This window comes from Cellulomonas citrea (assembly GCF_009829685.1).
GTDB lineage: Bacteria > Actinomycetota > Actinomycetes > Actinomycetales > Cellulomonadaceae > Cellulomonas > Cellulomonas citrea.
This window is the reverse complement of record NZ_VWSD01000013.1, coordinates 25,293-38,398: the sequence shown is the minus strand read 5'-3', so window position 1 is coordinate 38,398 and position 13,106 is coordinate 25,293. Positions and strand designations below refer to the sequence as shown.

13 protein-coding genes are annotated in these 13,106 nt (G+C 72.3%); 2 read left to right on the top strand and 11 right to left on the bottom strand.

The genetic code is table 11. The annotated features are described in order from the left end of the window. Positions 1 to 58: 58 nt before the first annotated feature. From deoC to F2B26_RS03175, 11 genes are all read right to left on the bottom strand, one after another. Complete coding sequence (gene deoC / locus F2B26_RS03225) at positions 59 to 802, bottom strand: deoxyribose-phosphate aldolase (RefSeq protein WP_159806349.1); 744 nt, start codon at positions 800 to 802, stop codon at positions 59 to 61. Next, positions 799 to 1,926: an adenosine deaminase gene (locus F2B26_RS03220; RefSeq protein ID WP_159806347.1), complete on the bottom strand. Its 1,128-nt coding sequence runs from the start codon at positions 1,924 to 1,926 to the stop codon at positions 799 to 801. The genes deoC and F2B26_RS03220 overlap by 4 nt, the downstream gene beginning before the upstream one ends. Continuing rightward, complete coding sequence (locus tag F2B26_RS03215) at positions 1,923 to 2,150, bottom strand: hypothetical protein (RefSeq protein WP_159806345.1); 228 nt, start codon at positions 2,148 to 2,150, stop codon at positions 1,923 to 1,925. Before F2B26_RS03215 ends, F2B26_RS03220 begins: the two co-directional genes overlap by 4 nt. A 101-nt stretch (positions 2,151 to 2,251) precedes the next feature. After that, positions 2,252 to 3,541, bottom strand: coding sequence for a thymidine phosphorylase (locus F2B26_RS03210; protein ID WP_159806343.1), 1,290 nt, complete (start codon positions 3,539 to 3,541; stop codon positions 2,252 to 2,254). Next, entirely contained in the window at positions 3,538 to 3,939 is a 402-nt protein-coding gene (locus tag F2B26_RS03205) for a cytidine deaminase (protein ID WP_159806341.1), read from the bottom strand. The genes F2B26_RS03210 and F2B26_RS03205 overlap by 4 nt, the downstream gene beginning before the upstream one ends. After that, positions 3,929 to 5,218 carry an ABC transporter permease gene (locus F2B26_RS03200; RefSeq protein WP_159806339.1) on the bottom strand — a complete coding sequence of 430 codons (1,290 nt, stop codon included), beginning with the start codon at positions 5,216 to 5,218 and terminating at the stop codon, positions 3,929 to 3,931. Before F2B26_RS03200 ends, F2B26_RS03205 begins: the two co-directional genes overlap by 11 nt. After that, complete coding sequence (locus tag F2B26_RS03195; protein ID WP_159806337.1) at positions 5,215 to 6,525, bottom strand: ABC transporter permease; 1,311 nt, start codon at positions 6,523 to 6,525, stop codon at positions 5,215 to 5,217. Before F2B26_RS03195 ends, F2B26_RS03200 begins: the two co-directional genes overlap by 4 nt. Continuing rightward, a complete protein-coding gene (locus F2B26_RS03190; protein ID WP_159806335.1) occupies positions 6,522 to 8,111 on the bottom strand; it encodes an ABC transporter ATP-binding protein in 1,590 nt (529 codons plus the stop codon). The genes F2B26_RS03195 and F2B26_RS03190 overlap by 4 nt, the downstream gene beginning before the upstream one ends. 130 nt (positions 8,112 to 8,241) lie before the next feature. Beyond that, on the bottom strand, positions 8,242 to 9,402 hold the full coding sequence (locus tag F2B26_RS03185) for a BMP family lipoprotein (RefSeq protein WP_328698649.1): 1,161 nt from the start codon (positions 9,400 to 9,402) through the stop codon (positions 8,242 to 8,244). Between the two features lie 139 nt (positions 9,403 to 9,541). Then, entirely contained in the window at positions 9,542 to 10,795 is a 1,254-nt protein-coding gene (locus tag F2B26_RS03180; protein ID WP_159806353.1) for an amidohydrolase, read from the bottom strand. 76 nt (positions 10,796 to 10,871) lie between these two features. Next, positions 10,872 to 11,987 (bottom strand): mannose-1-phosphate guanylyltransferase, encoded by a 1,116-nt coding sequence (locus F2B26_RS03175; protein WP_159806333.1) that lies wholly within the window; start codon positions 11,985 to 11,987, stop codon positions 10,872 to 10,874. A 247-nt stretch (positions 11,988 to 12,234) separates the two neighbouring features. On the opposite strand from F2B26_RS03175, the gene sdhC reads away from it, so the two are divergent. Then, positions 12,235 to 12,639: a succinate dehydrogenase, cytochrome b556 subunit gene (gene sdhC, locus F2B26_RS03170; protein ID WP_159806331.1), complete on the top strand. Its 405-nt coding sequence runs from the start codon at positions 12,235 to 12,237 to the stop codon at positions 12,637 to 12,639. Next, complete coding sequence (locus F2B26_RS03165) at positions 12,639 to 13,100, top strand: succinate dehydrogenase hydrophobic membrane anchor subunit (RefSeq protein ID WP_159806329.1); 462 nt, start codon at positions 12,639 to 12,641, stop codon at positions 13,098 to 13,100. The genes sdhC and F2B26_RS03165 overlap by 1 nt, the downstream gene beginning before the upstream one ends. The last annotated feature ends 6 nt before the right edge of the window (positions 13,101 to 13,106 follow it).

The following is a 13,106-nucleotide window of genomic DNA, read 5'->3' as shown; positions in this document are numbered from 1 at the left end:
GACGAGCCGCCCCGGGTGGCCGCGTACCCGCGGCGGCCGGTGGCGGCCCGAACCTGGGTCAGTCGCCGGTGTCGGCCGCGAGGTCGGCGATGACGGCTGCGGTCCCGGACAGGCCGAGTCGGGTCGCGCCGGCGTTGATCATCGACATCGCGTCGGACCCGGTGCGGATCCCGCCGGAGGCCTTGACGCCGAGCCGCCCGCCGACCGTGCCGGACATGATGCCGACCGCCCGCATGGTGGCCCCGCCCGCCGGGTGGAAGCCCGTCGAGGTCTTGACGAAGTCGGCGCCGGCGTCGGCGGCGGCCCGGCACGACTCGATGAGCTCGTGGTCGGACAGCGCGGCGGACTCGACGATCACCTTGAGCACCGTGGGGCGCGGGGCCGCGGCGCGGACGGCCGCGATGTCGGCGCGCACGTCGTCGAACCGGCGCTCCTTGGCCGCGGACAGGTCGATGACCATGTCGATCTCGTCGGCCCCGTCGGCGACGGCCTGGGCGGCCTCGGCGGCCTTGATCGCCGACTTGTGCGCACCCGACGGGAACCCGACGACCGCGGTCACCTTGACGGCCGGCTCACCGTCGGGACCGGCCGGGATCTCCAGCGGCAGGTGCGAGGGCGACACGCACACCGAGTAGGCGCCCAGCCGCACGGCCTCGGCGACGGTCGCGGCCACATCGGCCCGGCTCGCCTCCGGCTTGAGCAGCGTGTGGTCGACGAACTTCGCGAACGCGGCCGCGGACAACGGGGCGTGGCCCGTCACCGACGCGGCCGTGACGTCCGACGGGGGCGTGGAGATGCTCATGCTCGGTGCCTTCCTCCGGTGGGCCCCGCGTACGCGGGGAGGATCACGTCCTCGACGAGCGCCTCGCGCACGTCGTGGTGGCAGAACGCGGAGCGGGCCGCGGTCACGGTGACGTCCAGGACGTCCTGCCACGTCCAGCCGGCCTCGTCGACCAGCTGGGCCAGCTCCCGGGACGCGCTCGTCCCGGAGTGCAGCCGGTTGTCGGTGTTCACCGTGACGGCGAACCCGTGCCGGAGCAGCGCGGTCACGGGGTGCTGGGCGATCGACGCGGCACCCCCGGTCTGCAGGTTCGAGGTCGGGCACAGCTCGAGCGCCACGCGGCGGTCGCGCAGCCAGTGCGCCAGCGCCGACGTCGGGCCGTCCGGGCCGACCTGCGTCGCGATGGCCACCCCGTGGCCGATCCGGCAGGCGCCGGCCACGTGCAGCGCCGCCGCGATCGAGCTCGGCCCGTCCGCCTCGCCGGCGTGCACCGTGCAGGGCAGGTCCGCCTCGCGCAGCAGGTCGAACGCGGCGGCGGCCCGCGACGGCGGGAACCCGGCCTCGGGCCCCGCGTAGTCGAAGCCGACGACGCCGCGGTCGCGGTGGTCGATCGCCACCCGCGCCACCTCCGTGGCACGGTCGGCCTGCCGCATCGCGCACAGCAGCTGCCCGGCGACGATCCGGCCGCCCGTCTCCTGCACGCCCTCGTCGATACCGGCCTGGACCGCCTCGACCACCTCGTCGAGGCTCAACCCGCCGGCCTGGTGCTGCTCCGGGGCGTACCGCAGCTCGGCGAGCACGACACCGTCGTCCGCGAGGTCGAGCACCGCCTCCCGGGCCACCCGGACCAGGTTCGGCCCGCTCTGCATGACCGCCACGGTGTGGACGAAGGTCTCGAGGTACCGCTCGAGCGACCCCGAGGTGCACGACTCGACGAACCAGCGTCCCAGCGCGTCGGCGTCGTCGGTGGGCAGCCGGTGCCCGATCTGCGCCGCGAGGTCGACGAGGGTCGCAGGCCGCAGACCGCCGTCGAGGTGGTCGTGCAGCAGCACCTTGGGCAGCGCGCGCACCGCCTCGAGCGTCGTCCCGCGGCCGACCTCGTCGTCGGCCCCGGCCTTCCCGGGCTCGGACTCCTCCGGGCTCACTCGTCCTCGTCCTCGTCGTCGGTGTCCAGGGCCGCGTCGGTGTCCTGATCGAGCACATCGGCCTCGTCGGCCGCAGCCTCCAGGTCCGCTCGCGCGGGGTCGGGCGCGTACTCCTCCGGGTCGGAGGGCACGTGGCCGGGATCGGTGAGCCGCAGCGGCTCGTCCGGGTCGACCGGTCGCAGCCCGGCATCACGCCATGCGGGTTCACCGGGAACCGTGCTCATCACCGCACCTCCCCTTCCCCCTGCCGCACCGCGTTCGTGGTGTCCCATCCTGGCACCCTCACGCCGGTCCGGCTCCCGGCCGTCGGTCCCGACGAGACGGATCAGACCGCGATCCGGTCGAGCACGAGCGGGCCAGGAGCCGCGGCGGTACCCGTCTCGACGACGATCCCGCCGGTCAGCGCCGCACGGGCCCGCTCGAACCGCTCCGGGGTGTCGGTGTGCAGCGTGAGGATCGGCTGCCCGGCGCGCACCGGATCCCCCGGGCGCACGTGCAGCTCGACACCCGCACCGGCCTGCACCGGGTCCTCCTTGCGCGCCCGGCCCGCGCCGAGCCGCCACGCGGCCACGCCCACGGCGTAGGCGTCCAGCGTGCGCACGACCCCGTCGCGCTCGGCCACGACCACCTCGTGCTCGCGCGCCACCGGCAGCACGGCGTCCACGTCGCCACCCTGGGCCGCGATCATCGCCCGCCAGGTGTCCATCGCGGACCCGTCGGCCAGCGCCTTGGCGGGGTCGGCGTCCGGCCGCCCGGCCGCGTCGAGCATCTCACGCGCCAACGCCACGGTGAGCTCGACGACGTCGGCCGGTCCCCCGCCCGCCAGCACCTCGACGGACTCACGGACCTCGAGCGCATTGCCGGCCGTCAGCCCGAGCGGCACCGACATGTCGGTGAGCAGCGCGACGGTGTGCACCCCCGCGTCGGTGCCCAGCTCCACCATGGTGCGAGCCAGCTCGCGCGCCCGGTCCAGGTCCTTCATGAACGCACCCGAGCCGACCTTGACGTCGAGCACGAGCGAGCCGGTGCCCTCGGCGATCTTCTTGCTCATGATCGAGCTGGCGATGAGCGGGATGGCCTCGACCGTCCCGGTGACGTCGCGCAGCGCGTAGAGCTTGCGGTCCGCGGGCGCCAGCCCGGAGCCGGCCTGGCAGATGACCGCCCCGACGGACTCGAGCTGCGCCATCATCTCGGCGTTGCTCAGCGCGGCGCGCCACCCGGGGATCGACTCGAGCTTGTCGAGCGTCCCGCCGGTGTGCCCCAGCCCTCGGCCGGACAGCTGCGGCACGGCCACCCCGAAGGAGGCGACGAGCGGCGCGAGCGGCAGCGTGATCTTGTCGCCGACCCCGCCCGTGGAGTGCTTGTCGGCGGTCCGGCGCGACAGCCCGGAGAAGTCCAGCCGCTCGCCTGAGGCGATCATCGCGGCGGTCCAGCGGGCGATCTCGTCCCGGTCCATGCCGTTGAGCAGGATCGCCATCGCGAGCGCGGACATCTGCTCGTCGGCCACCACCCCGCGGGTGTAGGCGTCGAGCACCCAGTCGATCTGCGGACCGGTGAGGCGGTGCCCGTCCCTCTTGGCGACGATGACGTCGACGGCGTCGAACGGCTCGCTCATGCGCGGGTCACCAGGTCCTCGGGTCCGAAGGCGTCGGGGAGCACCTGGGACATCGGCAGCACCCCCGACACGGTCTCGACGAGCAGGGCGGGCCCGCCGTGCTCGAACAGCAGCTGACGGCACCGGCCGCAGGGCATGACGACCTCACCGTCGCCGGCGACGCACGTGAACGCGACCAGCCGGCCGCCGCCCGAGACGTGCAGACCCGAGACGAGCGCGCACTCGGCGCACAGCGTCAGACCGTACGAGGCGTTCTCGACGTTGCAGCCGGTGACCACCCGTCCGTCGTCGACGAGCGCCGCGGCGCCCACCGGGAACTTCGAGTAGGGCGCGTAGGCCCGGGTCATGACGTCACGGGCCGCGGCGCGCAGCCCGTCCCAGTCGATGTCACTTGACATAGGGGATGCCCTCCGAGGCGGGCGCGCGCACCTTTCCGACGATCCCCGCGACCGCGAAGATCGTCACCAGGTACGGCGTCATGAGCATGATCTGGCTGGGCACGGCAGTCCCGATGATGTTGAGCTGCTGCTGCAGGCTGTTGGCGAAGCCGAACAGCAGGGCCGCAGCCAGAGCACCCTTGGGCCGCCAGCGCCCGAGGATCATGGCCGCCAGCGCGATGTACCCGCCGCCGTTGGTCATCTCCTTGCCGAAGGCCAGCGAGTTGCCCACCGTGTAGAACGCCCCGCCGAGCCCGGCGACCGCGCCACCGAGCAGCACCGCACGCACCCGGGTCCGGTTGACCTTGATGCCGACCGTGTCGGCGGCCTTGGGGTGCTCACCCACCGAGCGCAGCCGCAGGCCCCACCGGCTGCGGAACACCATCACCTGCAGGACGGCCACGACGACGTACATGAGGTACACGAGCGCGGTCTGCCGGAACAGCACCGGGCCGATCACGGGGATCTCCGACAGCACGGGGATCGGCAGCACGGGCAGCCCGGGCGGGGAGTTCCACGTGCTCGCGTTGAGCTTGAGCACCGTGGAGAACAGGTAGCTGGTCAGGCCGATGACGAGCACGTTGAGCACGACGCCGACGATGATCTGGTCCACGTGGTACTTCACCGCGAACAGCACGAGCAGCGAGGCCACGAGCACACCGGCGACCGGGGCCGCGACCAGTCCGAAGTAGGCGTTCTTGGTGAGCGTGGCCACGACCGCGGCCAGGAAGGCCCCGAACAGCAGCTGACCCTCGATCGCGATGTTGATCACACCCGAGCGCTCGCAGAGCAGACCCGAGAGGGCACCGAACACGAGCGGCAGCGCGAGGAAGAGCGACCCGGCGAGCAGACCCGTGAGCGGCAGGACCGTGTCCTTGCCCGCGACGGCCCAGATCAGGAAGGCCAGCACCATCGACACCCCGTACCCGGGCGCGATCCACGGCGACGGCCGGCGACGGCTCACGGTGGCGCGGTAATGCAGGTACGCCAGCGCCAGGGCCACGAGGCACAGCAGTGCCGCGCTGATCTTGGACGGGACGTGGAACACCGGGATCTGCAGCGCGTCGGTCCGGGTGGACACGGCGAACCCGCTGGTGCGCCCGTTCGGCCCGACGAGGCCGAGCAGGACCAGCCCGGCCAGCGCGCCGACGCCGTACGCGATCGAGGCCTTGAGGCTGATCGGCGGCAGGACTGCCGACGTCGGCGCCGCGGCGGGCGCCGGTGCGGTCACGGCGCTCATGCGCGGACCTCCTTGGCGGTGAGGGCGGCCGGGACGTCGACCGCTGCCTTGCGTGACCCGGGGGCCGGGAGCCGGAAGACGGCGCGCACGAGCGGCGGCGCCGCGATGAACAGCACGATGAGCGACTGCACGACGAGCACCAGGTCGATCGGGGTGCCGGTGCGCGCCTGCATGACCACGCCACCGGCGCGCAGCGCGCCGAACAGGAGGCCGGAGAAGAAGATGCCGAGCGGCTTGGACCGCCCGAGCAGGGCCACGGTGATCGCGTCGATCCCGACGGTGCCGGCGATGCCGCCGGTGAGCCCGCTGCCGCCCTCGGTGCCCAGGATCTGCGCCGCACCGGCGAGCCCGGCGAGCATGCCCGCGACGAGCATGACCCACACGGTGACCCGCTCGACCGAGATGCCGGCTGTCCGGGCCGCCTCGGGGTTGGCCCCGACGGCACGGAACTGGAAGCCGAGCGTCGAACGCTCCATGAGCCACCAGACCACGACGCACGCCACGATCGCGAGCAGGAACCCGGCGTGCAGGCGGTACCTCTCACCGGCCAGCAGCGGGAACATCGCGGACCCGTGCAGCGCGGGCGACTGCGGGTTGTTGCTGCCCGGCCGCTGCCACGCGTGCAGGCTCAGCAGGTAGGCGATGAGGTAGACCGCGATGTTGTTGAGCATGATCGTGACGATCACCTCGTTGGCGCCGGTCCGGGCCTTGAGCACACCCGCGATCGAGGCCCACAGACCGCCGCCGATCGCACCGCCGAGCACCGCGAGCAGCAGGTGCAGCGGGGCAGGCAGGTTGAACGCGAACCCGATGTACCCGGCGAACACCGCACCGAGGACGACCTGGCCCTGGGCACCGATGTTGAACAGGCTCGACCGGAAGCCGATCCCCAGACCGAGGCCGGCGAGGATGAGCGGGGTCGCGACGGTGAGCGTCTCGGTGAGCGACTTGATTCCCCGGGCGAAGCTCTCGGCCTGCACGTCGTACACGGCGCCGGAGAACAGCGCCGCATAGGCCTGCGACACCGCCTGCCAGACGGCCGAGAACAGGTCGAGCGGCCGGGCGAAGAAGTAGCCCGCAGCGCTCTGCACGGCCGGGTCGGCCGCCGCGATGAGGACGCCGCCGAACAGCAGGGCGAGCACGATGGCCAGCACCGTGACACCGGCGCTGCCGGTCGCGATCTCGAGCGCCACCTCGCGCCACCGGCTCGCGCCCGGGGCGCCGTTGGACGTCGGCGGCGCCGCGTCCACCTGGTCCGCCGGCGCCTGTCCGGCGTCGGTGCCGCCGGTGCTGCTGGTCGAGGTCACAGTGCCTCCTCGCCTTCCTGGGCTGCCTGGCCGCGCACGGCCTGGCCGAGGGTGGTGTGGTGCTCGGCGGCCTGGACGGCCGCCTCGTCGGCCGGCACGCCGGCCATCATGAGGCCGAGCACGTCGCGGTCGGTGCCGCCCGGGACGATCCCGATGACCCGGCCGCGGTACATCACGAGGATCCGGTCGGCCAGCGCGACGACCTCGTCGAGCTCGGTCGACACGAGGATGACGGGCGTCCCCTGGTCGCGTTCGGCGACGATCCGGGCGTGCACGAACTCGATCGAGCCGACGTCGAGACCGCGGGTGGGCTGCGAGGCGACGAGCAGGCGCAGCGGCCGGGACAGCTCACGGGCCAGCACGACCTTCTGCTGGTTGCCGCCGGACAGGGTGCTCGCGTGGTCGTCGACCGAACCGGCGCGCACGTCGAACTCCCGGGTGCGCTGCTCGGCGTTCTGCTCGATGACGCCCGTGCGCAGCACGCCGAGGCGCGAGTAGGGCGGCCGGTCGTACTGGTCGAGGATGAGGTTCTCGGCGATCGAGAAGCTGGCCACCAGGCCGTCGCTCGTCCGGTCCTCCGGGACGAAGCCGACTCCGGCGTGCAGCACCTCGCGCACCGACCGGCCGGCCATCGCGTTCCCGTCGAGCGTGACGGTGCCCGCGGTGGGCGCCCGGAGGCCGGTGATGACCTCGGTGAGCTCGGTCTGCCCGTTGCCCTGGACACCGGCGACGGCGAGGATCTCGCCGCGGGCGACCTCGAAGGTCACGTCCTGCAGGACCGTGACGCCGTTGGGGTCGAGCACCGTGAGGCCCTCGACCTGCACGGTGGCCTCGCCCGGCTGCGCCGGCGCCTTGTGCACGCTCAGGTCGACCGCGCGGCCGACCATGAGCGAGGCGAGCTCGGTCTCGGACGCCGTCGGCTCGGCCGAGCCGACGACCTTGCCGCGCCGGATGACGGTGATCCGGTCGGCCACCGCGCGCACCTCGCGCAGCTTGTGGGTGATGAAGACGATCGAGGTGCCCGACTCCTTGAGCTGACGCATGATCGCGATGAGCTCGTCGGTCTCCTGGGGCGTGAGCACAGCGGTGGGCTCGTCCAGGATGACGACCTCGGCCTTGCGGGACAGCGCCTTGATGATCTCGACCCGCTGCTGGGCGCCGACCGACAGGTCCTCGACCATGGCGTCGGGGTCCACGTCGAACCCGAACCGGTCGGAGATCTCCTTGACCCGTCGACGCGCCTCGGCGAGGTTGATGAGCCCACCGGGGCGGACGGGCTCGTTGCCGAGCACCACGTTCTCGGCGACGGTGAACACCGGCACGAGCATGAAGTGCTGGTGCACCATGCCGATACCGGCCGCCATCGCATCGCCGGGCCCGCTGAACCGCACCGGCGCGCCGTCGATGGCGATCTCGCCCTCGTCGGCGTCGTACAGCCCGTACAGGACGTTCATCAGGGTGCTCTTGCCGGCACCGTTCTCACCGAGCAGGGCGTGGATCTCGCCCGGTTCGACGACCAGGTCGATGTGGTCGTTGGCGACCAGGGAGCCGAACCTCTTGGTGACTCCCCGCAGCTCGAGCCTCACGGGCCCTCCTTCGGGCGATGGACGACTGTCAGACACTAGCGACCTTGACGGCCGGTGCCCACGCACCGGCCCAGGACGCACCGACGGCCCGGGCCGTAGCCCGGGCCGTCGGTGTCGAGGTGCTGCTAGATCACTTCGGCGTGGAGGGCGAGGTGACCGTGATCTTGCCGTCGATGATGTCCTTCTTGAGCGAGTCGACCTTGGTCGACAGGTCGGACGGCACCGAGGACGCCAGGTCGTGGAACGGCGCCAGGCCGACGCCACCGTTCTTCAGCGTCCCGACGTACGGGTCGGAGGAGAAGCTGCCCTCGGAGGAGACCTTGACGGTGTCGTAGACCGCCTGGCCGATCTCCTTGATGACCGACGTCAGGGTGATCGACGCCGAGTCGGGGTTGGACACGGCCCAGTCGGAGTCGACGCCGATGAGCATCGAGCCGTTGTTGGCCGACTTGATCGCGGCGACGGTGCCGAGACCGACCGGACCGGCGACGGGCATGACGATGTCCGCACCCTGGTCCAGCAGCGCCTTGCCCTGGGTCTGGCCGGTCGACTGGTCGTCGAACGTGCCGGTGAAGGAGCCGGTCTGCGCGGCCTTGTCCCAGCCGAGGACCTTGACGGACTTCCCGTTGTCCTCGTTGTACTTGGCGACGCCGTCGGCGAGGCCGTCCATGAAGATCGTCACCGACGGGATCTGCATGCCACCGAAGGTGCCGATGGTGCCGGTCTTCGACACGCCCGCGGCCAGGTAGCCGGCGAGGTAGGCGGCCTGCGCCGTGTCGAACAGGATCGGCTTGGCGTTCTCGATGGTGACGGGCTTGTAGTCCGCGTCCTGGAAGGAGCTGTCGACGAGCGCGAACTTGACGTCCGGGTTCGCCTGGGCGGCCTTGTGGATCGCCGGCTCGAGCAGGAAGCCGACCCCGATGATGAGGTCGCACTTCTCGGAGATCATGCTCTCGACGTTGGGGGTGTAGTCGCTCTCCTGCTTCGACTCCACGGTCTTGACCTGGATGCCGAGGTCGGTACCGGCCTTCTGCAGGCCCTCGTACCCGGACTGGTTGAACGACTTGTCGTCGAACCCGCCGGCGTCGGACACCATGCAGGCCTTGTAGCTCGAGTTGCCGCCGGACGCCGAGGACGAGGGGGTGGCGCTCGGGGCGCTGCCGCACGCGGCGAGGGCGAGGGCCGCCGTACCGCCGAGTGCGACCACACGGATGAAGTTCTTCACGCACGTCTCCTGCTGCTGGTCACCCGGCCGGTCCGTCCCGGCGTCACCGGTGTGCGTCTGACGCACCTCACGGCTCCGCACGGCCGTCCGGCCCTGACCCGCCGAAGAGTACGCAGACTTCGATGACGGCCCGGTTACTGGGTCGCCCGCAGGCACGTTCCGTTACAGCATCGCAACAACTGTCCGGCCGATGGGCGCGCTGATCTCAGCGGTCGGACACCGCACCGGCGCCGACAGCGCCTGCCGCGAGCACCGCGGTGCGGGCCAGCAGCGCCGCCCCGTACCCGATCGCGCGCTCGTCGACGTCGAGGTCACCCTGGTGCAGGTCGTAGGTGCGCCCGCCAGGCCGGCGCGTGCCCAGCCGGGCCATGGCGCCCGGCACCTTCGTGAGATACCACGCGAAGTCCTCGCCGCCGAGGGACTGCTCGGTGAGCACGACGGCCGACGGGCCCACGACCTCGGACGCCGCCTGCTCGAGCAGCCCCGTGCAGCCGGCGTCGTTGACCACCGGCGGCACACCGCGCTGCGCCTTGACCTCGACGTGCACGCCGAACGGCTCGGCGACCGCTCGGACCGCCTGCTCGAACTCCTGCGCGGCCCGTTCCCAGGCCCGCACGTCCAGGCAGCGCAACGTGCCCTCGAGCGCGCCGGAGGCCGGGATGGCGTTGGACGCGCTGCCGGCGTGCACCGCCCCCCAGGTGAGGTTGACGCCCCAGCGCGGGTCCAGCCGGCGTCCGAGGATGGCCGGGACGGAGGTGATGACCTCGCCGAGGGCGAAGACGAGGTCGGCCGTCACGTGCGGGCGCGAGGTGTGCCCGCCCGGGCCGGTGAGCCGCACGTGCACGGCGTCCGACGCCGAGGTGATCGCGCCGATCCGGGTGCCCACCTGGCCGACGTCGAGGCGGGGCTCGCAGTGCACGGCGAACAGCGGACCGACACCGTCCAGCGCACCGGTGGCCATGAGGTCGAGCGACCCGCCGGGGTGGACCTCCTCGGCGGGCTGGAAGATGAGGCGGACGCCACCGGGCAGCAGACCCTCGTCCGCGAGCCGGGCCAGCACGAGCCCCGCACCGAGCACCACCGTCGTGTGGACGTCGTGCCCGCACGCGTGCGCGACGCCCTTGACGGTGGACGCGAACGGGTGACCGCAGGTGTCGGGAACCGGCAGGGCGTCGAGGTCGGCGCGCAGCCCCACCCGACGTTCGCCGACTGCGACCTCGCCGATGTCGACCACCAGCCCGGTGCCCGGTGCCAGCCGCGGTGCGAGCCCGGCGGCGGTGAGCCGTTCGGCGACGACCCGCGTGCTGCGCTCCTCGGTCCGGGCCAGCTCGGGGTGGGCGTGCAGGTCACGACGGATCCGCACGAGCTCGGCGTCGAGCTCGGCCACGAGCTCGACGATCCGGCCCGCGACGCCGCCCGGCCGAGGTTCCGACCGGGCTCCTGACCTGGGTTCTGTCACGCTCGCCACCTGGGCAGGCTAACGCCCCGGCGTCCCGGCGCGGCGACGCGCACCCGGAGCCGGGACCACGGCGGGGTCAGAGCAGGTCGTCCCGACCCCGCGCGCGCCACGCCTCGACAGCCGCCTTGACCTCCTGCGCGTGCTCGCGCGAGGTCACGAGCAGCGCGTCCGGGGTGTCGACGACGACCGCCCCCGGCAGGCCGACGACCGACACGGTGCGCTCACCGGCCACGACGAGCGACCCCTCGCTGTCGACCTGGAGGACGAGCCCGTCGTCCCCGATCGAGGACCGACCACGCCCGGCGAGCAGCACCGACAGCGAGGCGTAGTCGCCCAGGTCGTCCCAGGTGAAGGCGCCGGGGACCACGGCGACGCCACCGGCGGCGGCCACCGGCTCGGCGATCGCGTGGTCGATCGCGATCTTCGTGAGCCCGGGCCAGGTCGCCGCCAGGACGGCGTCCCGGTCGGGTCCGTCCCAGGCGGCCGCGATGGCCCGCAACCCGTCGTGCAGCGCGGGCAGCTGGGCGTGCAGGTGGTCGAGCAGCACCCCGACCTTCACCACGAACATGCCGCCGTTCCAGGAGTACTCCCCGGTGGCCAGGTACTGGGCCGCGGTCTGCGCGTCGGGCTTCTCGGTGAACCCGACGACGTGGCGGGCCGACGGGGCGCCCTGCGCCCCGAGCGGGGCACCCGAGCGCACGTACCCGAACGCGGTCGAGGGCTCGGTGGCACCGATCCCGACGGTGACGACGTAGCCGGCCCGGGCCGCTTCGACGGCCTCACGCACGGTCTGCTCGAACGCAGCGGAACCGTCGATCACGTGGTCGGCCGCGAAGGACCCGAGGACGACGTCCTCGCCGTGCCGGTGCGCGAGCAGGGCCGCCGCCAGACCGATGGCGGCCATCGAGTCGCGCGGGGTCGGCTCGGCCAGCACCCGGTCCAGCCCGTCGGAACCGGCGATCTCCGGGAGCTGCTCACGGACGGCGGCCACGTGCCGCGCCCCGGTGACCACGAGCACGTGCTGCGGCCCGGCCAGCGGGGCGAGCCGGTCGACGGTGCCCTGCAGCAACGTCCGGCCCGTGCCGAGCAGGTCGAGCAGGAACTTGGGCCGGCCCGCACGGGACAGCGGCCAGAGCCTGGTGCCGGCTCCGCCGGCGGGGACGACGGCGTAGAAGCCGGGAACGGGACCCATGGATGGGGAGCCTAGCCGGGGCGGGAACACACCCCTCGTGGGGGCCCGAGTTGTGCCCAGATCCCAGGACCGAAGGTCCCAAACGCCGACATGTGGCCAACCTCACAGGCCCCCGGCGTGCGGGGAACGGAAGATCCGCTGCTCTTGCCCACAAGGTCCGGCCGGGGGAGGGTGGGGCGCCACTACAGTGACGGCCGAGCACCGCAGTCAGCGATGACATCCGCTCCCTCGCCAGGAGGTTCCCGAAGTGTCTGCACCACCTGCAGAACGGCCGGCCAAGGCGCCGACCGGCACCCTCTACCGAGGCAGGGAGGGCATGTGGTCCTGGGTCGCACATCGCGTCACCGGGTTCGCGATCTTCTTCTTCCTGCTCGTGCACGTCCTGGACACCTCGTTGGTCCGGGTCGCGCCAGAGACGTACAACGCGGTGATCGGCACCTACAAGAACCCGGTGATGGGGCTCGGTGAGGCCGGCCTGGTCGCCGCCATCGTGTTCCACGCGTTCAACGGGCTGCGGATCGTGCTCATCGACTTCTGGTCCAAGGGCGTCAAGTACCAGAAGGTGCTGTTCTGGATCGTCCTGGGGCTCTTCGTGGTGACCATGGCCGGGTTCCTGCCGCGGCACCTCATGCACGTGTTCGGGGGCAACTGATGACGACCATCGCCGACCCGAAGGCGCCGCGCGCGCCACGTCCCGGCCCCGGCCGCCGCGTCACCCGCGGCAACGTCGAGATGGCCAGCTGGCTGTTCATGCGGATCTCGGGCGTCGTGCTCGTGGTCCTCATCTTCGGCCACCTGTTCGTCAACCTCGTCGCCGGTGGCGGTGTGAAGGCGATCGACTTCGCCTTCGTCGCCGGCAAGTGGGCCAGCCTCGGCTGGCAGGTCTGGGACCTGCTCATGCTCTGGCTGGCGATGATCCACGGGGCGAACGGCCTGCGCACGATCATCAACGACTACGCGGAGAAGAACGCCACGCGGCTGTGGCTCAAGGTGCTGCTCGCCGCGTCGTTCGTCGCGGTGGTCGTGCTCGGCACGCTCGTCATCTTCACCTTCGACCCGTGCCCCGCCGGTGCCGCCGCCGGAACCCTGCCCAGCTTCTGCCCTGCGCCCTGAGGATCC

Coding starts and splice junctions, on each gene's coding strand:
- deoC (WP_159806349.1), bottom strand. CDS start 802: ATGAGCATCTCCACGCCCCCGTCGGACGTCACGGCCGCGTCGGTGACG.
- F2B26_RS03215 (WP_159806345.1), bottom strand. CDS start 2,150: ATGAGCACGGTTCCCGGTGAACCCGCATGGCGTGATGCCGGGCTGCGA.
- F2B26_RS03210 (WP_159806343.1), bottom strand. CDS start 3,541: ATGAGCGAGCCGTTCGACGCCGTCGACGTCATCGTCGCCAAGAGGGAC.
- F2B26_RS03205 (WP_159806341.1), bottom strand. CDS start 3,939: ATGTCAAGTGACATCGACTGGGACGGGCTGCGCGCCGCGGCCCGTGAC.
- F2B26_RS03200 (WP_159806339.1), bottom strand. CDS start 5,218: ATGAGCGCCGTGACCGCACCGGCGCCCGCCGCGGCGCCGACGTCGGCA.
- F2B26_RS03175 (WP_159806333.1), bottom strand. CDS start 11,987: ATGGGTCCCGTTCCCGGCTTCTACGCCGTCGTCCCCGCCGGCGGAGCC.
- F2B26_RS03165 (WP_159806329.1), top strand. CDS start 12,639: ATGACGACCATCGCCGACCCGAAGGCGCCGCGCGCGCCACGTCCCGGC.